We start from the raw sequence: 21,508 nt of genomic DNA, 5'->3' as shown, positions 1-21,508 counted from the left end.
ACCCTTAAAAACAAATTGTTGCAGATCAAAAATTGGCAAGGCTTGCGGTCGCTGAGTGCTGAGGGAGAGCAATTTAACCCCAGTGGTGAGTCAGATATCAGATAATGAAGAAAGGTCTTTCGACAGTCTCTTCTTTTCTTCCACCAGATGTTCATACAGGTTATCGAACATCTCACTGACAGGCTGAACATCCGCCGCTTGCGCCAGCTCCTCGTAGAGTTCGCAAAAATAGTCATCCACTTTACTGGCCAGTTTTTCGACATCGGATTGTTCACAGCTGGCCGGATCAAAATGGATATCAAACAGACTGTCGCTGTCTTTACGCCTGTCGTATTGGATATAGGTGTTGAGAACTTTATCGGGGGCTTGTTCCATATACCGCTTAAGCTCCTCTGCAAGCCCCACTTCGTGCTTACACAAGGTATTCAGCAACATGGTTGTCCGGGTGTCACTGTTCTGGTCAGCCAAGCCCCTGTAAAACTGTGCCGTTCTCAAATGTAATCCTTTGTTATGCATCAGCATTTCACGCACATCGGAGAAGTTACTCATGACTTGTGCTCCCTTCATCGAAAACATCGTTTAAATATAGGCAGTGATCCGGACTTCTCCAAACATCGCACTAATGATCGGTAAAAATGGGTGAATATAATGCACCGTGACATTATGTGTACGGTCACAAATAACGCCGGCAATCCATTCCACACCACTACTGCAATGCACACCAAAAACTCTAACTTGCTTTATGATACCTTGCTGTATTAATGTTACTTTCATTAACAAACCCACCATAATCTGAATGAGTACTCACAGCATAGCCTGTTCATCCTCTTTCACTTTGCAGATGTAACGGAGATAAAAACATGCCCGCCTACAAAGCCCCGCTTCGGGATATACGATTTGTCATGGACGATTTACTCGGCTTTTCAGAGCATTACAAACAACTGGATAGCGTTACCGAAGTCGACGATGAGGTTCAGACCGCGATCATCGAAGAAGCAGCAAAGTTCTCAGAAAATGTGATTTCGCCACTGAATGCCGTCGGCGATCAAGCCGGTTGTGTCTGGAGTGCAGAGGGCGTCACCACACCTCCGGGATATAAACAAGCCTACCAGCAATATTGTGAAGGTGGCTGGCCTGCTTTGGCGATGCCGGAGTCATACGGCGGACAAGGTCTGCCCGAGTCCATGAATATTGTACTGACTGAACTTATCAGCAGTAGCTGCCCGGCATGGTCAGGTTATCCGGGGTTAAGAGAAGGGGCGATTAAGACCTTATTGAACCATGGCAGTAACGAGCTGAAGGAGAGATTCTTACCGAACTTAGTCAGTGGTCAATGGACAGGAACAATGTGCTTAACGGAGTCCCATTGTGGCTCTGATTTGGGCCAGCTTAAAACCAAAGCGATACCCGTTTGTGGCAATGAATATCGCTTAACGGGAACCAAGATATTTATTTCCTGTGGAGAGCACGATATGGCAGAAAATATTGTTCACATCGTGCTCGCCCGTTTACCTGACGCTCCTGCGGGCAGCGCCGGGATCTCGCTTTTTGTGGTTCCCAAATTGCTGGTGAATGACGACCAGAGTCTGGGAGGTAAAAACAACGTAAGTTGTGGCTCTATAGAGCACAAAATGGGCATACATGGCTTTGTAACCTGCGTAATGAATTTTGACGGTGCCACCGGGTACCTCATCGGTAAGCCCAATAAGGGTCTGCAGGCGATGTTCACATTCATGAACTCTGCGCGTCTGACTACGGCACTACAGGGGTTAGTGCATGCAGAAGTTGCCTATCAGGGCGCGGTTCCCTATGCACAGGAAAGGTTGGCGATGCGCTCTCTCAGTGGGGCGAAAAATCCTGATGGTCCGGCAGATCCGATTATCGTTCATCCTGATGTGCGTCGCATGCTGTTAACCATTAAGTCTTTCGCTGAGGGTTTCCGTGCGTTCGCTTATTACGTAGCCCAGCAATTAGACCTGTCTGAACACGCGAAAACAGAAGCGTCACGGGAACAAGCTAAGCAGTTGCTGGCATTGCTTACGCCTGTCTGTAAAGGCTTTATGACCGAGCTGGGATGTGAAGCTGCCCATCATGGCGTGCAAATATTCGGTGGGCACGGCTATATAAGAGAATGGGGCATGGAGCAAAATCAACGGGATAGCCGAATTTCGACCTTATATGAAGGCACCACAGGGATACAGGCACTGGATCTTATTGGCAGAAAAGTCTTAGGCTCTAAAGGTGCATTACTGACCAATTTCAGCAACATTATTTTTGAGTTTTGCCAGTCTCAGCAAGCTAACCAGCCAATGCAGGAGTTTACCCAACCGTTGCATGAGACAACAACGCAATGGCTTGAATTAGCTACATCTATTGGCCAGTCTGCCGCCAGAGATCCGGAAGAGATTGGCGCGGCATCGGTGGACTTTCTGATGTTCTCCGGTTACACGATCCTTGCTTACTTCTGGGCCAGAATGGCGCAGGTATCAATGGATAAGCTGGAGACGGGAGCTGAGGACAGAGATCTCTACTTCAGTAAAATCAGCACTGCCCGCTTTTTCTTCCAGCGACTATTACCTCGCACCGCCACATTGAAGCAAACCATTCAGTCGGGCGCAGCCAGTTTAATGGAAATTACCCCTGAACAATTCTGAAACTTACTGTCGGCGATGCTCTTTCATCGCTGACGTTTGACCCGGGACGTTAATAATCTTTGAGGCAATCATGAAAACAACTGACAGCGCAACGGTATCTGCAACCGACACACTACAAGCGATCTTTGATAAAGGCTGTAACGAGTTTAAACATAAAGTGGCGTTTAAATGCGCAACACAAAGCATCACATACCTGGAACTTGAGCAAGGTTCGAGGCAGTTTGCGGCTTACCTGCAAACCAATACTGATCTCAGGCCAGGTGATCGAATCGCCATTCAGTTACCTAATTGTATCGCTTATCCTGTGTTGACCTGGGGTGCGCTGCGTGCCGGTTTAGTGGTGGTTAACGTCAACCCGCTGTACACAAAAACTGAACTCGCCCATTTGTATAAAGACTCGGGCGCTAAAGCGCTAATTTTGCTGAGCTCCTCCATTGAACTGGTTTCGTCTTTGCTCAGTGAGACGGACATTTCAACGCTTGTTTACCTGAACAACCTGCCACCAGCCCTTGAACGTCTGAATATCAGCGCGGTGGATTATCATGATGCCCTGGAACAAGGCAGCCAATGTCATTTCCAGCCTGTCGTGGCTGAGCCGGGCGATATGGCGCTATTGCAATACACCGGTGGTACTACAGGACTGTCTAAAGGTGCGATACTGAGCCATCACAACCTTATCAGCGCTGCCCGGGGTTTCTGGAATGCCACGGGCATTTTTGAGCCCGGCAATGAGACATTTGTAGCGCCGTTACCGCTTTACCATGTGTACGCGTTCGTCGCACATATCGTGCTGGGTGTAGCCTATGGTGTCACCAGTATTCTGATCAGTGATCCCAGAGATATAAACTCATTTACCAGCGCCTTAGAAAACACCCGATTCACGCTTTTTGTAGGTATCAACACATTGTTCAGTGCACTGTGTCAGGACCAGGGATTCCGGAAACTGGATTTCTCAGCATTAAAATTCACCTTGTCTGGCGGTATGGCGCTTGATGTTGATATTGCTAAACGTTGGCATGCGCTGACAGCTTGCGAAATTAATGAGGGTTACGGATTAACCGAATCCTCGGCCGGCGTCATCTTAAACAGCGGTGAACAATGCCGACGAGAGGGTTCAGTAGGTAAACCGATAGGCGGTATTAAGCTTAAGATTGTCGGAGACTCTGGGCAGGAGCTTAAGGTGGGAGAGAAAGGCGAATTGCATCTCAAAGGCGATCAGATAATGCAGGGGTATTGGCACAACCCCGAAGCCACGAACTCGGCACTCAAAGATGGCTGGCTGGCCACTGGAGATATCGCCAGAATAGATGAAGACGGCTTTGTGTATATTGTTGATCGCATAAAAGATGTCATTATTGTATCCGGATTTAATGTTTATCCAGCCGAGATCGAACAGGTCGTTAACCGCATAAATGGCGTGCAGGAGTGCGCTGTTACAGGTGGAAAAACTGAGGATTCAGGTGAAACAGTGCAACTCTTTGTGGTACTCAAAGACGACATAGTTACTACTGAAGCCATTCTTAAACACTGCCGGGAACATCTGGCGGCATATAAAATCCCCAAAACCATCAAGGTGGTTGATGAACTGCCAAAGTCACCTGTGGGTAAAATATTAAAACGCATGCTTAAAACAGATTAATACCCCTTCACCTATATAAATTGAACACCTGAAGTGGACTAACACATTTCAGGTGCTCTGACTCATACAGGCTCTGACACTTTTTGCATGGGAGGGCACCTATATCTGACCGTCAGTAGCAAGCCAAAAACTGACCTTTAGTTGATTCTGTTTGAGCTAGCACTGCGTTTTCGGAAAAATCACTACACTTTGTTCTTTTTTAGATACTTTTGAACTACTAATTGCCCTATTAATGTCGTGATCACCACTAATATGTAATATATTTTTTTACCAAGTGCATTCAAATGATGCGGCTCACAGCCTCCCACGAAGTAGCAGTAAATTAACTCCACTGGATACATAAACAAGTAACTGAGTATAAAAACTGCCAGAAAAAAATAGACACCTGTTATCTTAGCAACCTTTACTATCAGCAAAATCAATAACGAAGGAGCAAGAACCATTAAAATGGCTATCAACTTTAACGTCATTCCCTTTACCTCTTAAAGCACTAAAAATTAAAACCCGGGGTTGAAAAGCAAGAACAGGAAACCCTCACCTACAGTTGCTATAACCCGAAGCGCAAGCCGCTGAATGAAGACTTATCGCAGGAAGTGGTGGCTCACGATATCGCAGAGGAGTATAGATCGAATGAACACGACCTGCCGTCCTCTGATACAGCTGACGTATTCTTCCAGCGGATGACACCTCGCACCATTTACCTAATTCAGTCATTCTCAAAGTTAGCACGCTATGCAGGCATAGTCCTGCACGCATTGTGTGCTTTGGGAGCGCCCCTGAACTCAGTTAGTCAGCAACTGAGCCATTCGCACCTCAACCGCACAGAGTTTTGAACGTAAAAGCAGAGTAAACAAATTGTTAACATTAATGCTTGCATTAAAAAACCCACGAGTATATTGTCTAATCACTTGCGTTATTAGACTCTATTGAGTGGTATCGGAACGCACATCTTAGTACAGAGCCTTTAGGAGTAGCCAATGCGAAATAACTATAAAAAGACGCCTGTTGCCATTTGTATCTCAGCAATACTGTTGGGGCATAGTTTTAACCTGACAGCACAAGAAGAGACCGGGTCAGATTCAGAGTTAGCGTTGGAAGTGATAGAGGTCACAGCACAAAAACGCACCCAGGGCTTACAGGATGTGCCGATATCGATTAACGCAATTTCCGGAGATGTTTTAAAGAATTCTAATATGAATACCCTGTCAGATGTATCGGGCTCAGTGCCGAACCTGACCATTACAAAATCGGGTATTACTAATCAGATTGGTGTCCGGGGTATATCTTCTGGCGGTAACAAGGGCTTTGAGCAATCGGTTGCCATGTACGTTGATGAAGTGTACTACGGTCGCGATCAACTTATTCAGTTACCCCTGGTTGATTTAGAACGCGTCGAGGTATTACGCGGGCCACAGCCTACATTATTCGGTAAGAACGCCATCGCAGGCGCAATCAGTTTAACCTCAGCCCGCCCGACCGATTACTTTGAGGCATCAATTTCCACGTTATATGAGTTTGAGCAGGAAGAAACGAAAACCATAGGGATCATTTCAGGACCATTGTCTGATAATGTGAAAGGGCGATTTGTTGCCTCGTATCGGGAAATGGATGGCTGGATCGAGAACACTACGCTGGACCGCATGGAACCTAACGTCGAGCAGCTTTATCTCAGAGGCTTGCTGGAGTGGGACTATGACGACCTGAATATCCTGTTAAAAGCAGAGAGTTCTACGTTTGATACGCTCGGCCGGGCGATTGAAAACCACTCACCCGTTGGAAGCTACCCGGCCATTTTCAATGGCCCCCTTTATGTAGAAACAGAAGAAGACTACAAAAGCCAAAGCAACGGCCAGGCGAGCGACAATCAGGTAGACAACATCATGGTGAAGGTGGAGTACGACTACAATGACTATAGCTTCACCTCTACCACCGCTTACCTGAAATATGACACTGATGAACTTATTGATGTGGATTATACAGGGCTGGATTTATTCAACGGTTCTAATCAGGGAGAGCGATTTAAGCAATGGAGTCAGGAGCTCAGAATCGCTTCGCCCAGTGACCAGGATTTCAATTATATCGCGGGTATTTACTTACAGGATAGTGAACTGACGACCTACGACAACGTGCTGTTTGGCAGTACATTTGCCGCGAGTCCGGCGTTTGCCCCGGTAGTTAACGGCAGTTGGGATCGGGACTTTTCACAAGATTCACAGGTGTTTTCAGCATTTACACAGTTCAACTGGCAACTTAGCGACGCGCTGTCTCTTACCGCCGGCGCCAGGTATAGCAAGGAAGAAAAAAACGCGCACCGGATACTTAACCTGTTGGGCGAGAATACCAGCGGTATTCCTGCAAACGCTTTATTTCCTGGCTCACCGGCTTTCGGACCCCAGGCGGGCTTTGAAACCATGATGGGCGGGATAAAAATCTATGCTCATGAGTTAGAAGGCAAGCGCAACGAGTCTCAGCTTGATCCACTCCTTAACCTTCAGTACACCGTTGACGATGACACCATGCTGTACGCATCCTATACCCGCGGAAGTAAAGGTGGTGGCTTTGATATCAGATCAAACAGTTACCCTGATCATCCGGTCAATCCCGGTTCATTTGAATTTGAAGACGAACAGGCAACCAGCTATGAGCTGGGGGGCAAGTTCAGTTTTGGCGTGATTGAATTAAACGCCGCAGCCTTCTTTACCCAATACGATGATCTTCAGGTAACACAATTTGATGGAATTGTCGGTTTCAATGTGCAAAATGCCGCCGAAGCAGAAATCAAAGGAATAGAATTAGATGGCCGCTGGCTGCTCGCTGAGTCTCTGGTACTCAGCGGGTCCGTAGCCTATCTGGACTTTGAGTATCTCGATTTCGATGTTGCACAATGTGCCCCTGCGCTTGTTTTACCTGATCAGGTTCCAAGTTCAAGCGTCGACGGCTTGTGTAATCTCTCTGGTGAGCGCGCTATTTACACGCCAGAGCTTACCGGTAATATCAGGTTGCAGTATGAACAGGACGTCAGCGACTGGGGCTATATCACTTACGGTGTCAACATGGAATACAGTGACGAATACAATGCCGGAGTCACCCTTGACCCCAATACCGTCCAGGATAGTTTCACTAAGTGGGGCCTGCGTGTAGCATTAGCTGACTACGACGATCGATGGCAGGTGGCACTTATTGCCAACAACATTACTGACGAGAGAGTAATGACCCTGTCAAACTCGCTGCCCTTTTCAACCACATTAACCGGCGGTACCGGCGTAGCGTACTACGGTATTTACGAGCGCCCACGAAGTGTCGCCGTTGAGCTGACATACAACTTTTAACTTTATTGCAGTATTTAGCATGTCGCCCTCTTTTGGGCGGCATGGCTAAGCCCTGGAGTAGTATATGGGATCTCAGGCACACCCATAACAGTCAGACTTTTATCTTCCGGCGCCGACATAGCATGATTCGCTGGCAGCAACCCTCAAGATTGGAATAGCGCAATAACCCATAACTCGCCAACGACCCGTTCCAGTTCTGTGGATTGGGCTGATGACCCGTAAGCCGCTTTTTTAACGCTAACAGACATACAAATGGTATAATTTATACCCTCATTCCTCTTAGCTATACCAATAAAGAGCTTACCGGTGCGAGCTGAAATTTTGTAAGCTGACAAGATGCGTGGAAGAGCTTTTTCTGGCGGCTAAAGCTTTCTCATAAGATGATAAGATATTGTGTTGTAAGGGTATGACCGGCTAAAGTGGCTTTGCCCGGGACAACCCATTCTGACCGTTCAGGGCAAACTAGTTGTTGAGTCAAAGTATAATAACGTTAACTAACACGCCCTTGCTAAACGGTGCAAAGATAAAACGAAGGAATAAGAATTCGTGAACGTAATTAGTAAGATAGCGACGAACCCAGTGGCCAGAGGTCTCAGTTTACTCGGCGATCGCTGGACTGTTCTGATTATGCGTGATGTTTTCCTTGGCAGACATCGGTTTAACGAATTCAGAACCCACAGCGGAATAATGCGTGGAACACTCTCCAACCGGCTCGAATTCCTGATGGCTGAGGGGTTCCTGCACAAAAAACAGTATCAAAACCGGCCTCCGAGGTACGAATACCGACTGACTGAAAAAGGTTTGTCACTTTACCCCTGGGCATTGATGTTATGGCAATGGGAGTCTGAATGGGCACCGGGTGATAACGCATTGCCAACAATGCTTGTACACCAGGGGGGAAACGCTCACCCGCTTAATCCTCAGTGCGTATGTCGTCATTGCCGTAAACCGTTGCATTTTGACGATGTTGAACGCGTGAAAGTGGCAGATGTAGCCGATACCTCAGACCCCAAAAGCTTACCGGAAAGTTGGGGCGGCCAGCGACGGACGCGGGCAAAAGTGTCCGGCGATATCGATACCTCTCTGGCTCATGTTGTAGATATCATCGGTGACAGGTGGACGACGTTAGTACTGGCGGGGTCATTTGTCGGCCTGACCCGCTACGATGATTTCCTCAACAACTTGGGCATCGCCACCAATATTCTCGCTGATCGTCTGAAAATATTGGTAGATATGAAAATATTTTCACGTCGGGAATATCAGGTTAATCCGTCACGGATGGAATATCTGTTGACTGAGAAGGGAAAGTCTTTGTATCCACAGACCATGACGTTACGTCAGTGGGTACTGGACGTTATGCCGCCACTTGCGCATCCCTATAAGTTGGTTCACAAAAGCTGTGGTCATGATCTGGAAATTGATGTGGTTTGCGGCGTCTGCGGCAAACAACCGCAGATCGGCAAAGTCAGATTTGACTTAGATTAGCTGGCAACACAGGCTGGCCAGCGGCAATGGCCCGATTACTCAGTCCGCTTAAAGAGAGCCGACTAAATGGCCGCCATCGACCGGCAGTGCAATACCATTGATAAAAGAACCTGCATCACTGCACAGCATCAATAGTGGAATATCCAGCTCATGGGCCTTACCCAGACGCTGCGGTAATATACCGGCCAGGTACTGTTGGCCTTTGGCTGAATCGAAATAGCCCTGATTGATCTCTGTTTTAAAATACCCCGGGCATAAAGCGTTAACCCTGATCCCCTTTCTGCCGAGCTCAAGGGCCATCGCTTTTGTCATTTGAATGAGCCCTGCTTTTGATATGGCATAGGCACTGTCACCGAATCCCACCCGGATACCCAGTATCGATGCAATATTGACGATGCTACCCGATACCTTAAGCTCCAGCATACGGTTAGACACCTGGCTCGCCACGTTCCAGGCGCCATTGAGATTGGTATTCATGGTGTAATCCCAACTGGCCTGATCGACTTTGTGAAACCGTTTTGGATCGGCAACGCCGGCATTGTTAACCAACACCGTAACCGGCCCCAACAGTTCATCGGTCTGCTCCAGCGCGGCCTGAATACTGCCTGCATCCGTCACATCCATCGCAATGGCCAGCGCCTTGTAGCCCGAGTCCGTCAATTTTGTGCACAGCTGATTAAGCTTTTCTTTGCGTCTGGCCGTCAGTACAACAGCGGCACCAGCCTGCGCCAGCACCTCGGCAAAATGGGCTCCAAGCCCACTTGAGGCCCCCGTTATCAAAGCCACCTGGCCCTTGAGCGAGAGTAACGATTCAGGATGTTTCATGGTTTCTCCTCACTACATATTTCCAGAGCCAGTTCAGTCAGAGGTTCTATCAGGGTTGCCATTTCCATGGCTTTATCGCTGGATGCGCTGCCCTGCATGGCGCGTTGTTTCACCCCAAGTAAAATCGCAATAAGACGAAAGAAGCTGAAAGCCAGGTAGAAATTCCAGTTTGGCAGACTGTCGATACCCATCAATTCGCAATACCGGGCAACATATTCACGCTCAGTAGGTATCTGCAAATCGGCCCGGTCTAAGCCCCCCAGCCCGGGCATCACCGAGTTATGTGGCATGCGCAATTGCATACATTGGTAAGCCAGATCTGCATAGGGATGGCCCAGTGTAGAGAGCTCCCAGTCCATCAAAGCCAGAACATTCTGACTATCCGTAGCGAACATCATGTTGTCGAGTCTGAAATCACCATGTACCAGGGCGATTTGGCCATCATCCTCAGGCATATTCACCGACAGCCAGCCCATTAGCTTTTCGAATTGATGGTCAGGCTCAGACGCCGAGGCTTTGTATTGCTCACTCCAACGGTTAATTTGCCGCTGGTAGTAGTTTCCCGGGCGGCCAAAGTCACTCAGGCCTGCCTTTTCCACATCGACGCGATGCAGCGTTGTCATCACCCTGAGCATTTCCTCATAGACTTCGCTGCGTTGCTCAGGCCCGATGTCGGGAAGAGCAGGGTCCCACATCACCCGGCCTTCAATGTATTCCATCAGATAAAATGCGCTGCCAATGATTTTCTCGTCTGCACAGAAATGTACAGCTCTGGCTACCGGCACATCGGTATTGCGCAGCGCCTGCATAACCCTGAACTCTCTGTCTATGGCATGGGCCGACTTGAGAAGTTTGCCGAAAGGTTTTCGTCTCAATACATACTGTTGTTTGTCCGTATCAACGAGATAGGTTGGGTTAGACTGCCCGCCAGCAAACTTTTGTACCGATAACAGCCTCCCGAAACCTTCCACATGACTACACAGGTATGTGGAAAGTGATGAAAGATTAATGTCACTCATTGCTCACCTGCCTGACTGTAAGCCTTGATAACCTGCTTGCCCAACGCCATCTGATGCACCTGATCCGGGCCGTCTGCCTGGCGACACCAGCGTGCATAATTAAAGGCTTCGGCCATAAAGTAGTCTGCGGTTAACCCGCCTGCACCATGCAGTTGCATGCAGCGATCAAGAATGGTCTGTGTCATCAGCGGAACACTGATCTTGCATGCTGCGATCAGGTCCCGGGCTGCCTGAGGCCCGACTTCATCCATTCTGGCACTGCATTGCAGCACCAGTTGGCGCATCATCTGAATTTCTGCAAAGGATTTTGCAATGTCTTCCCTTACAGACTGGTTGTGACTGAACTGAATACCAAAGGTCGTGCGCTGGGTTGCTCGCTGACAACTTTGTTCCAGAGCTCTTTGGGCCAGACCAATCAGGCGCATACAATGATGGATTCGCCCCGGCCCCAGCCTGCCCTGAGCAATTTCAAACCCTCTGCCCTCACCCAGGAGAATATTCTCCAGCGGCACTCTGACATCTTCAAAAAGCAGCTCCGCATGGCCAATGGGCGCATCGTCATAGCCCAGCGTCGACAGCGGCCTGACAATGCGAACGCCCGGCGTGTCTTTGGGTACCAATACCTGGGTTTGCTGTTGATGGATGTCGGGATGATCAGGGGCACTCTTGCCCATGACGATAAACAGCTTGGTTAACTCATACATGGCACCGGTGATAAACCATTTACGCCCATTTAAAACCAGATGATCCTGTTCGGTTTTTATACTCAGCTCAATGTTGGTGGCATCACTGGAGGCAACCTGAGGCTCGGTCATGGCATAGGAAGAGCGAATTTCGCCTTCTAACAGAGGTGTCAGCCAACGCCGTTTCTGGTCTTCATTACCATACTTCATCAGCACTTCCATATTGCCGGTATCAGGTGCATTGCAATTGAAAACCTCAGAAGCCCAGGTTACGCGCCCCATAATTTCTACCAGAGGCGCATAATCATAGTTACTCAGCCCTCCCACATCACTGTAGCCGGCATGTTTCTCGGGGATAAACAGGTTCCAGAGTCCTGCTGCTCTGGCTTTTGCTTTAAGCTCTTTAACTATGGGCAAGACACCGAAACGATTCTCTGCGCTCGCCAGTTGATGCGCGTGCAGCTGCTCATTTGGATAGATGTACTGCTCCATAAAACGTTGCAGTCTGGCCTGCAAAGAGAGGGACTTGTCACTGAAATTGTTCATTATCATTGGCCTTTCAGGAATAGGTAATATGGGATTGCTTGTCTGGACTGAGTAAGTGACTGAGATCATTGAAACTGGTCAGCGAGAAATCCTTGCCGTTATACAAAAACGTACTCACTGCGGTGTTTTTAATTTGCAGAGACAGCTCTATGGCCTGCGCTGGCCTGAGGCCGAGAAGCGCCGAAATGATGGTTGCGATGACACCGCCAGAGCTGACAATAAGCGGTTTCTTGTGCTCGCCGTCACAAATCCGGTGAAAGCTGTCCGTCACCCGTTGATTGAAGCTCGACCAGCTGTCCGTACCGTCATCCTCAATCGTTCCTCTGGCCCAGTAATCAAGGGCGTGTTTCATGTTGTAATAGTAATCTTTGCGTGGCCGTCCTGTGTCAATCCAATCGCCAGGGTGTTGCTGTTTTAAGGGCGTCAGCAGGCCTTCAAAATTGTATTCATTCAGGCCTTCGAGAGGTTCGGGCAGCGCATCATCAGCCAGCCCCTGTAAGATGCCGCTGGCGGTCTGATGGTGGCGGTGCATATTGCCGGTAATCACATGATCGAACCGACGGTCCAGCTGCTGCCAGTGTTCACCAAGCCAGACAGATTGTTGTTTGCCCAGGGCACTGAGCTGATCGTAATTCTTACAGCCAAATGAGGCTTGCCCATGACGAACCAGGGTAATAACAGACATGTGGCAACCTAAACCCGTTCTATCATCAGTGCGGTTCCCGTGCCAGCGGCTCCGCTCGCCGCAACAATACCGGTTTTAAGGTTGCGCCTCTCCAGTTCATCCAGCAAGGTTCCAGCCATCATCGCACCCGTGGCCCCCAGAGGATGGCCAAGGGCAATACAACCGCCATTAACATTGAGCTTGCTGTCATCAATACCCAGCTCTTGCTTACAGCGCAGTATCGTTGCACCAAAGGCCTCATGGATCTCAAACAAGTCGATATCATTGCTTGTCAGCCCCTGCTCTGACATTAATGCCTGGGTAGCCGCAACACAGCCACCGACCACCATTCGGGTGTCATCATTGACATTCTTCATGGCGACAATTCTCGCCCGGGGCGCCTGACTCAGACGTTCTGCTGCAGCCTGTGAACCGATCAGCAGAATTGCCGCACCGTCGGCCATCGCCGGTGAGTTAGCGGCTGTGTGTACATGTGAAATTTCCTGTAGCTGCGTGAAATCCTTAAGCATAAGCTGGTCAACCCCTTTGGCACCCAGCTCAGCGAAGGCGGCAGACATTTTCGCCAGCGATTCTGCACTGGTGGATTCCCGGATAAGCTGGTCCTGACTTACTTCACAGCCCTTTACTGGGTTGGTAACAGGGATAATGGATTTAAAATATCCGTGTTTTCTGGCACAGGCCGCTCGTTGCTGACTCAGCAGCGCTACGGCATCCACCTCCTCCCGGCTGTAGCCATATAAAGAAGCGATCAGATCGGCGCCGTTGCCCATCATAAACATACCCATTCTGACCGCCAGTTTTGCATCAATAAACGGAGCCGGATTGTCCGATAGCATTGCTACCCTCGACATCATCTCGACGCCACCGGCTACAACAAGCTGATCCATCCCGCAGATGACCTTCATTGCAGCCATGTTTATGGCATCGATACCTGAGGAGCAATAACGATTAATAGTGATCCCCGGCACCCGGCCCGGCCAGCCGGCATAAAGCGTGGAGGTTTTGGCGATATTCGCCGCTTGCTCTCCTGCCTGTGTAGCACAGCCCAGGATCACATCTCCAACCTGTTCAGGATCAAGCCGGGTACGCTGTTCCAACGCCTTGTAAAGGCTGTTGAGCAGGTCATAAGGGGTTAAATCATGCAGCTCACCTTCATCACGCGCCTTGGTTCTGGGTGTTCTGATGGCATCGAATATATAGGCTTGGGTCATATCAGACTCCTAAAATAAAACTTGCACATGTGGTGGTGCTACCACCGAGATTAAATATTCCGAAATTTTTCGCCCCATCTATCTGATAGTCTGCCGCCGTCGCACTTACCTGCTTGTACGCATCCAGCATCATGCGCACGCCTGTAGCACCTACCGGGTGACCGAGGCCAATCAGACCGCCACTGGGGTTAATGGGTAACGCGCCGCTTCTTTCAATGGTGCCGTCTTCTATCGCCTTCCAGGACTCACCCGGGGCGGTCAGACCTAAATGGTCAATCAGCATGTATTCTGTCATCGAGAAGCAGTCATGCACTTCCAAACCATCAAGACTGTGTATGTCAGCCAATCCGGCACGACTGAGGGCATCCGCAAAGGTGGCCCGCACGTGAGGAAAAATCAGTTCACAACCCTTGCTCTGCTGCAGCTTGTGTTCCAACAGCATCGGCGCGCAGCGATGCCCCCACCCTTTTATCCGCGGCAGATTTTCAAAGGCGATACCCTGGCGCTTAGCGTACTCTCTGGCATATTGCTCACTGGCCAGAAACACAACGGCAGCGCCATCGGTAATCTGTCCACAGTCTTGTTTGCGTAGCGGGGTTTCAATAATCGGGTTGGCCTGATCATCAGCGCTGAAACTTTCGGGTTTAAATGCCCAGTTTCGGGTCTGCGCGTTTGGGTTATGTTTAGCGTTGGCAAAATTAATTTCCGCGATACGTCTGAGATAACCGATATCCGTACCGTACCGTTGCTGATATTGCTCAAACAGATCAGCAAACATCCGCGGCCAGGGATACTGACAACCCTGGGTTTCTTTACCTCGCCAGGCCGCCGCTCCGAGATATTCAGCGCCTGTGGCACCGTCAACGTTACGCATGAGCTCAATCCCCATAACACAGGAAAGCTGATAATGGCCCGACTCGATATCTCGCATTGCCGCCAGTAGCGCCATAGAACCGGATGCACAGGCAGCCTCATGACGAGAACCGGGAACATTGTTTAACGCTGGATGGACATGACCAAAAAACCCTCCCAGATGAGCCTGACCGGTAAACAGGCAGGAAATGAAATTTCCGACGTGGGCAACATCAATATCAGCGGGGTCAATGGACGTGTCATCAAGTGCCTGATTCAGGCTGTGCCCGAACAGCGAATAGATGTCTTTCTCTTGCCTCGCCCAATTAATGGCAAAGTCAGTCTGTGAGCCACCCAGTACATAAACGTTAGACATGAAAAATTACTCCGCTGAATAGAATGACTAGATTCTGATGGCATTTGCCATGGCTTTGGCTATCAGACGCCCCTGGCTGTCCAGTATTCTTCCACTGGTAGCAAAGGTGCGGCGTCCGGCATGGTCCACTTCACCGATGACCGTAAGCTGCTGGTCAAAATCCATGATGGCTTTTACAAATTTGGTGTTCAGATCAATCATGGTGTAACGCTCCTGATCATCCAGTAGCGTCAGTACAGAACACCCCATCGCCGCATCCAGCAGTGATGCGAGAATGCCGCCGTGAAGTGAACCAATCAGATTCATGTGTTGCTCTTTAGGCGTATAGCTCAGTTGCACCTCGCCCGGCTGAATGCTGAGGAATCCATAACCGAGGTTTTTATCCATTCCGCCCCGTGTACCGTCCTGCGCAAAAAGTTGCAGGCGCTGTATTCCGGACATGTTCTGGTATTGCGTATTGAGATTAGTTTCACGCATGTGGTTGCTCGTATTTTTGAGAGATTAATTGCTGTACTTCCCGGCGCACCACCTTGCCCACGGGGTTGCGGGGAAGTTTGTCGATAAAATAAATGGCTTTGGGGGTTTTCACCGGTCCGAGAAGCTCTTTTAATAGAGCTTTCAGTTCACTTTCATTGGTGATTTCCGGTTTGCTCAGTACCACCGCAGCGGCGATCTGCTCTCCCCAGTATGGGTCGGGAAGCCCGAATACAGCGGCTTCGACAATGCTGTCCTGCGCACACAAAGCCGCTTCAACTTCAGCCGGATAGACGTTGAAGCCCCCGGAAATAATCACTTCTTTAGAGCGCCCCTTGATAAACAAATATCCGTTTTCATCCACATAGCCGAGGTCTCCGGTGAGCAACCAGTCTTTGCAGAAAGCCTGGAATGTGGCTTCAGGCTGCTGGTAATATCCAGCCATGACAATGTCTCCGCGTACGGCAATCTCGCCCTCAGCCATAGGACCAAGCAGCGTATTGTCTGCGGAAATAATGGCGACCTGACTAAAGCGACAAGGTTTTCCCACCGACAGTTGTAAATCGGGATCTGACATATCTTCACAGCTCAGTGCGGTAATCGTCATCGGCGCTTCTGTCTGACCATACAAGGTCGAGAGCCGTTCTCCGATCACAGCCCTGACCTGGCGAATACGGGATACCGGCATCGGTGCCGCGCCATAGGTCAAATGGCGCAGATAGGGAAAACTCGCCTTGCTGACTCCCGGAGTATCAAGGAGTTTGTAAATCAGCGTCGGCGGCATAAAACAAATACTCACAGAGGCTTCAAAGGCGGCCAGGATGCTGCTGACGTCGGGTTTATCAAGCAGAATATGACGGCCCCCGGTAGCCAGAACAGGCAAAATATAATGTGAACCACCGTGGGTAAGCGGTGCGACGGCGAGATTGCAATCCTGTTGATTAAAATCATAAAGCTGTTGCAGGGACGCAACGACCGCTGACACATTATGGTGCGTTTGCATAACCCCTTTGGGAGTGCCGGTAGTACCGCCGGTAAACTTAATTGCCATAATGTCCTGAGGATCAGGCCTTACTGCTGTAAAGGGCATTTTGTAATGTTTTTCAATCAGTGTGCGTACGCAGTCATCAGTATTATCGGCATCGGAGACTGACATGATGGGGATCGCAGTGTCTTTTGGCAGCGTTGCACGACTTACGTTATCTGATATGACTAAGGCCGGGCAGGACTGCTGCAATAACTGCTGATTTAACTGTGCCCCGTTTTTGGGATTGATAGGTATCCACACAGCACCTGAGGCCAGAATAGCCAGATACGCGGTCAGATGATCAATATGATTCTCTGCACACAGTGCAATACGGGTACCTTTTGAATACCGCTGTGTCAGCGCCGTCGCCAGCGCCTCCACGCGATATACCAGTTCCCGGTAGCTCACCGTTTGCCAACGATCAGTGGCCGCCGGTGCATCAGCATCTATAGCCAAGCCTTTATAGAGATAATCAATCGGCAAAGGCAATCTTGGCGAGTCAGCTAACATGAGTATTTCTCCAGTACGGTCACCACAGTTGTGGCTTCCTCATTTTCGTAAAAGCCCCCGCCATTTTCTGCCACGCCGATTCGGGCATGTTCCACCTGCCTATTTCCCGCCTGTTGTCGCAATTGCGTCACCAGTTCATGCAGTTGCATAAGCCCTGTGGCGCCCACCGGATGGCCTTTAGAGATCAGCCCACCTGATGTGTTGACAGGAATATTGCCGCCAAGCCGGGTGTGCCCTGCTTCACTAAAGGCGCCACCTTCACCGATTGGACAAAGTCCCAGGTTTTCAATCTGCTGTATTTCCGAGTAAGCAGTTGCATCATGTACTTCGGCCACATCAATATCCTCAGGTCCGATTGCGGCTTTCTCATACACATCCAGGGCTGCAAGCCGGCCTATATGCTGACTGAAATCGGAGTCCGCCCGTGACAGCCCGGTCATCAGGCTGATTCCGCGGATGCCGATGGCGCTGCTGGGATAAAGAGACTTAGCCATCTTTTCCGAGCAGATCACCATCGCTGCGGCCCCATCTGAAACAGGTGCACACATTGGCAGCGTCAGTGGCCAGCTGATGACCCGGCTGGACAGAACCTCTTCGACACTCATATCCTGCTGATACTGTGCCAGTGGATTCATAGTGGAATGCCAGTGGTTTTTTGCGGCTACTGCTGCCAGTTGACGGCATGTGGTGCCAAACGCCTGCATGTGCAGCCTTGCCTGACCGGCATAGCTGTCCATAAAGAAGCTTCGCTGAACCTCAGATTGATCCCTGAACTGGGTGGGAACCAGATCGCTCGCCCAGCCACTCACCTTGTTGTCGAATTCATCAAGCCGGTGAATATCGGTACCGCCCAGAAACGCCCTGAACATCATGTCGCGATCCTCAGGGAAGTACATTTTCTCGGCCCCCACCACCAACGCAATATCACAGAATCCCGCAGCAATATGCGAGACCGCATTAAACAGCGCAGTAGAACCCGAGGCACAGGCGTTTTCCACATTGGTAACCGGAACAGGCCCAAGCCCTAAAGGTCTCAGTGCACACTGCCCGCGAATACCATTCTGACCTTCAAACAGCCCTTGCCTGGAATTGGAAAACCAGGCTGCCTGAACAGACCTGATATCTAAGCCGGCATCTTTTAAGGCGCTGTTGACGGCCTGTTCTGTTAGTGATTTCACTGAACAATCCGGGAATTTACCCAGTGCGGTCATGCCAGTACCAATAATGGCCACACCTGTCATGCCTGCATGACCTTGTTCTGGACAATGCGGAACCGGCGGGTGACAAACGCAAGATCCGTCAGACAGGCGGTGCCAGCAGGATTCAGGCCGGTAACATGAAAGTCACTGTAGGCTGCGGCAAAATTAATCGGCATGTTGATCAGATTGCAGGCCAGGGAGGCACCAGAGCGATTAAAGCTCTTCTGCGCGCGCTGGATAAAATCATCATCCGTGGAATAAACATGAGACGTAATAGCACCATATTGCGCCGCATCAGCACTGGCAGCATCAAGGCAATCCTCGCTACTGCGACCTTTGATAATAAAAGATATTGGCCCGAAGAGTTCCTGAGAATACAGCGCTTTATCCTGCTGACTGACTTCAAGAATAAGGGGCGTGGCAGTACGGGCCTGACTAAACTCCGGATGTGAATAAGGCGTGGAATCGCGCAGCACACGACCCGCCTTAGCGCCTTCTTCACGCAATCGGGCAATGGTAGCGGAAATGTCATCGTTAACCAGCGTGCCACATAGAAAAGCCGCCTGCTCAGGCTTGGCCAGCAACTGATTGACAGCCTCAACGATTGCCCCGGCCACTTCATCAAAACTTATCTGGCGGCCTTCAGCGACAATACCGGATGCCGGAATATGAATATTCTGCACACTGGTGCACATCTGTGCCGACGCCTGACACAAAGACTGTGCGATGGCCGTAGCCATGGCCGACAAATTGTGCGTTGATTCAATAACCACAGAATTACAACCTGCGGTTTCAGTGTAAACCTGCAGGTGAGCACAATGCTGCTCAATCCAGTGACCAAAGGTGGGGCTACCGGTGAAATCAACGATTGCAGTATCATCATGGGCTAATAATGCTTTGGCCACTGGCTCTTTGCGCGTATCTGCTGCCAGCGTTACCAGATTCGGATCAAACCCTGCTTCTGTCAGCACTTCTCTGCAGGTTTTTACCAACATCGCCACCGGCAGGGTGGCATTGGGATGTGCTTTCATCACTACAGGATTACCTGTTGCCAGGCTTGCCATTAACGCCGGATAACCATTCCACAAAGGAAAGGTTGCACAACAGATTACCGCCCCTATGCCAACCGGCATCGGCTTATATTGTTTTTCCAGGCATACCTCGGGTTCAGAGCCAAAACGCCTCTGCCATGTGGCGCTGGCAGGAACGTCCTGCATTGCTTTGTAGGCATACGCCAGCGCTTCCAGTCCTCTGTCCAGGGCATTAGCGCCACTGCCGGCAAATGCCATGATAAAGCTCTGCCCTGAGGTATGCATCGTTGCATGTGCATTTTCAAATAGTTGTTGAGAACAACGGTGCAAGATCTCAAGGCAAACCCCAAAACGGATATCCAGAGGCGCATCGGCCCAGGCTTCTTTGCCTTTGCCCATAGCCTGATAAAGGGCCTGCACATCGATCTGCGGGTAGCTTATCCCCAGTGGCTCTCTGGTATAGGGAGATACCTCTTCACCGACTCTGCCAATCTCGCCTGGCATGGTCAGGGAAAAGTCCCTGTTGAGCATCGCTTCGAAACGCGCCTTACCTTGTGCAGGAGGCTCTTTACCGTGGATTTTGCTGCTAGGAGATTCGATATATGCCGTCCAGGCATATCGATTGTTACAGGCATCAATGGCTTTGTTCAGCGTTGATCGATGTGTTGTAAACCAATCCAGGTTAGTTGTCTTTGACACATTCCACTCCACAGTAGGTACTATATTGAAAGTTACATTCACAATATCAGGGGCTAACTTGCAGCGCAAGACTTTCATTTATCCTTATATTTACATTTTGCTCACAGTTATCAGTGCGACTTTCTGGCTCCGGCATTGTACCTTCGCGATCCCACATACCGCTTACACACTCCTTTGCAAGGCTTTATAAAACTATTACTTGCATTATAGGTCTTTCTATTGAATCATAAATGTAAACAAATTGTGCGCAAACTGTTCCTGTCCGGATTGCTGTGCACTAAATCAATAAGAGAAGGTGTTATGACTCACGCAAAAAAGCTGCTTTCGCGGTTAAAAATACCGGCTATCCAGGCGCCAATGTTTCTGATTTCCGGCCCCGAGATGGTAATCAATGCCTGTAAAGCCGGTGTGGTGGGAAGCTTCCCTACCCCTAATGCCCGCACACCCGAGATACTGGATGAGTGGATGGCCACAATTACGGAACAATTGCGCGCGGCTGACAATCCTGCGCCATGGGCCGTTAACCTGATTGTGCATCCTTCCTACCCACGTCTTGAAGCGGATCTGCAGGTTATTCTCAAGTATAAGCCGCCCATTGTTATCACCGCCTTAGGCAGCCCCAAGAATGTGGTTGAAGCGATCCACGACTATGGCGGCATTGTGCTGGCAGACGTTGTCAACACTACCTATGCAAAAAAAGCGGCATCGGCTGGAGTGGATGGGCTGGTGCTGATATCAGCCGGCGCAGGCGGGCATACCGGATATCTGTCTCCGTTTGTATTTGTCAATGAAGTACGCCAGTGGTGGGACGGTATCATTGTTCTGGGTGGAGGCATCAGTACCGGCCAGAATGTACTTGCCGCTCAGGCCATTGGCGCCGACGTGGCTTATCTGGGGACCCGCTTTATTCCAACCGAAGAAGCACTGTGCGTGGATGAATATAAGCAAATGATCGTTGATGCAACCTCGGACGATATTGTGACCTCTGACGCTATCACCGGTGTTAAGGCCAACTGGTTGCGCCAATCACTGATCAACGCCGGAATGGATCCCGACAACATGACACAAAAAGGCAACATCGACTTCGCCAGCAATGGTGCTGATAACAAACGCTGGAAAGACATCTGGGCGGCAGGACAAGGTGTATCCGCATCACAATCAGTCTCTGATGTTTCCAGCATTGTCGACACACTCACTCAGGAATATGCCAGTGCTACTGACAACCTGACACAGATTCTTCAGTCCTCAGGCAGGGAGTAACAGA

Annotated in this window: 16 protein-coding genes; 5 read left to right on the top strand and 11 right to left on the bottom strand. The window is 49.8% G+C overall.

From position 1 onward, the window contains the following. Positions 1-90: 90 nt before the first annotated feature. Complete coding sequence (locus CDA54_RS14820) at positions 91-549, bottom strand: hypothetical protein (RefSeq protein WP_099035813.1); 459 nt, start codon at positions 547-549, stop codon at positions 91-93. A 311-nt stretch (positions 550-860) separates the two neighbouring features. Between CDA54_RS14820 and CDA54_RS14815 the strand changes: the two genes are divergently transcribed. The 4 genes from CDA54_RS14815 (at position 861) to CDA54_RS14795 (ending at position 9,107) form a co-directional block, all read left to right on the top strand. Then, positions 861-2,654: an acyl-CoA dehydrogenase C-terminal domain-containing protein gene (locus CDA54_RS14815; RefSeq protein ID WP_099035812.1), complete on the top strand. Its 1,794-nt coding sequence runs from the start codon at positions 861-863 to the stop codon at positions 2,652-2,654. Positions 2,655-2,724: 70 nt separating this feature from the next. Beyond that, a complete protein-coding gene (locus tag CDA54_RS14810; protein ID WP_099035811.1) occupies positions 2,725-4,293 on the top strand; it encodes an AMP-binding protein in 1,569 nt (522 codons plus the stop codon). Positions 4,294-5,270: 977 nt separating this feature from the next. Further along, positions 5,271-7,622, top strand: coding sequence for a TonB-dependent receptor (locus tag CDA54_RS14800; RefSeq protein WP_099035809.1), 2,352 nt, complete (start codon positions 5,271-5,273; stop codon positions 7,620-7,622). Positions 7,623-8,168: 546 nt separating this feature from the next. Continuing rightward, entirely contained in the window at positions 8,169-9,107 is a 939-nt protein-coding gene (locus CDA54_RS14795; protein WP_099035808.1) for a winged helix-turn-helix transcriptional regulator, read from the top strand. Positions 9,108-9,155: 48 nt separating this feature from the next. Here CDA54_RS14795 and CDA54_RS14790 read toward each other — a convergent pair whose 3' ends face one another. From CDA54_RS14790 to paaN, 10 genes are read right to left on the bottom strand one after another with little or no spacing between them, the layout of a single operon-like run. Next, complete coding sequence (locus tag CDA54_RS14790; RefSeq protein ID WP_099035807.1) at positions 9,156-9,932, bottom strand: SDR family NAD(P)-dependent oxidoreductase; 777 nt, start codon at positions 9,930-9,932, stop codon at positions 9,156-9,158. Further along, positions 9,929-10,951: a phosphotransferase family protein gene (locus CDA54_RS14785; protein WP_099035806.1), complete on the bottom strand. Its 1,023-nt coding sequence runs from the start codon at positions 10,949-10,951 to the stop codon at positions 9,929-9,931. Before CDA54_RS14785 ends, CDA54_RS14790 begins: the two co-directional genes overlap by 4 nt. Then, on the bottom strand, positions 10,948-12,180 hold the full coding sequence (locus CDA54_RS14780) for an acyl-CoA dehydrogenase family protein (protein ID WP_099035805.1): 1,233 nt from the start codon (positions 12,178-12,180) through the stop codon (positions 10,948-10,950). Before CDA54_RS14780 ends, CDA54_RS14785 begins: the two co-directional genes overlap by 4 nt. 13 nt (positions 12,181-12,193) lie before the next feature. Next, entirely contained in the window at positions 12,194-12,865 is a 672-nt protein-coding gene (locus tag CDA54_RS14775; RefSeq protein ID WP_099035804.1) for a histidine phosphatase family protein, read from the bottom strand. An 8-nt stretch (positions 12,866-12,873) separates the two neighbouring features. Beyond that, positions 12,874-14,076 (bottom strand): acetyl-CoA C-acyltransferase, encoded by a 1,203-nt coding sequence (locus CDA54_RS14770; protein WP_099035803.1) that lies wholly within the window; start codon positions 14,074-14,076, stop codon positions 12,874-12,876. 1 nt (position 14,077) lies between these two features. Beyond that, complete coding sequence (locus CDA54_RS14765; RefSeq protein ID WP_099035802.1) at positions 14,078-15,304, bottom strand: acetyl-CoA acetyltransferase; 1,227 nt, start codon at positions 15,302-15,304, stop codon at positions 14,078-14,080. 27 nt (positions 15,305-15,331) lie between these two features. Continuing rightward, positions 15,332-15,781: a PaaI family thioesterase gene (locus tag CDA54_RS14760; protein WP_099035801.1), complete on the bottom strand. Its 450-nt coding sequence runs from the start codon at positions 15,779-15,781 to the stop codon at positions 15,332-15,334. After that, positions 15,774-17,315, bottom strand: a complete 1,542-nt coding sequence (locus CDA54_RS14755) for a class I adenylate-forming enzyme family protein (RefSeq protein ID WP_099035800.1) — start codon at positions 17,313-17,315, stop codon at positions 15,774-15,776. Before CDA54_RS14755 ends, CDA54_RS14760 begins: the two co-directional genes overlap by 8 nt. After that, positions 17,309-18,556, bottom strand: a complete 1,248-nt coding sequence (locus tag CDA54_RS14750; RefSeq protein WP_099035799.1) for a thiolase family protein — start codon at positions 18,554-18,556, stop codon at positions 17,309-17,311. The genes CDA54_RS14755 and CDA54_RS14750 overlap by 7 nt, the downstream gene beginning before the upstream one ends. After that, positions 18,553-20,244, bottom strand: a complete 1,692-nt coding sequence (gene paaN / locus CDA54_RS14745) for a phenylacetic acid degradation protein PaaN (protein WP_229748089.1) — start codon at positions 20,242-20,244, stop codon at positions 18,553-18,555. Before paaN ends, CDA54_RS14750 begins: the two co-directional genes overlap by 4 nt. Before the next feature lie 300 nt (positions 20,245-20,544). Here paaN and CDA54_RS14740 point away from each other — a divergent pair, with 300 nt between their 5' ends. Beyond that, positions 20,545-21,504 (top strand): NAD(P)H-dependent flavin oxidoreductase, encoded by a 960-nt coding sequence (locus CDA54_RS14740; RefSeq protein ID WP_099035797.1) that lies wholly within the window; start codon positions 20,545-20,547, stop codon positions 21,502-21,504. Positions 21,505-21,508: the final 4 nt, after the last annotated feature.

The organism is Lacimicrobium alkaliphilum (assembly GCF_002591895.1).
GTDB lineage: Bacteria > Pseudomonadota > Gammaproteobacteria > Enterobacterales > Alteromonadaceae > Lacimicrobium > Lacimicrobium alkaliphilum.
This window is presented reverse-complemented; position numbering and strand designations above follow the sequence as displayed.

Coding starts and splice junctions, on each gene's coding strand:
- CDA54_RS14760 (WP_099035801.1), bottom strand. CDS start 15,781: ATGCGTGAAACTAATCTCAATACGCAATACCAGAACATGTCCGGAATA.
- CDA54_RS14755 (WP_099035800.1), bottom strand. CDS start 17,315: ATGTTAGCTGACTCGCCAAGATTGCCTTTGCCGATTGATTATCTCTAT.
- CDA54_RS14790 (WP_099035807.1), bottom strand. CDS start 9,932: ATGAAACATCCTGAATCGTTACTCTCGCTCAAGGGCCAGGTGGCTTTG.
- CDA54_RS14775 (WP_099035804.1), bottom strand. CDS start 12,865: ATGTCTGTTATTACCCTGGTTCGTCATGGGCAAGCCTCATTTGGCTGT.
- CDA54_RS14800 (WP_099035809.1), top strand. CDS start 5,271: ATGCGAAATAACTATAAAAAGACGCCTGTTGCCATTTGTATCTCAGCA.
- CDA54_RS14765 (WP_099035802.1), bottom strand. CDS start 15,304: ATGTCTAACGTTTATGTACTGGGTGGCTCACAGACTGACTTTGCCATT.
- CDA54_RS14770 (WP_099035803.1), bottom strand. CDS start 14,076: ATGACCCAAGCCTATATATTCGATGCCATCAGAACACCCAGAACCAAG.
- CDA54_RS14780 (WP_099035805.1), bottom strand. CDS start 12,180: ATGAACAATTTCAGTGACAAGTCCCTCTCTTTGCAGGCCAGACTGCAA.
- CDA54_RS14815 (WP_099035812.1), top strand. CDS start 861: ATGCCCGCCTACAAAGCCCCGCTTCGGGATATACGATTTGTCATGGAC.
- CDA54_RS14750 (WP_099035799.1), bottom strand. CDS start 18,556: ATGACAGGTGTGGCCATTATTGGTACTGGCATGACCGCACTGGGTAAA.
- CDA54_RS14820 (WP_099035813.1), bottom strand. CDS start 549: ATGAGTAACTTCTCCGATGTGCGTGAAATGCTGATGCATAACAAAGGA.
- CDA54_RS14785 (WP_099035806.1), bottom strand. CDS start 10,951: ATGAGTGACATTAATCTTTCATCACTTTCCACATACCTGTGTAGTCAT.
- CDA54_RS14810 (WP_099035811.1), top strand. CDS start 2,725: ATGAAAACAACTGACAGCGCAACGGTATCTGCAACCGACACACTACAA.
- CDA54_RS14740 (WP_099035797.1), top strand. CDS start 20,545: ATGACTCACGCAAAAAAGCTGCTTTCGCGGTTAAAAATACCGGCTATC.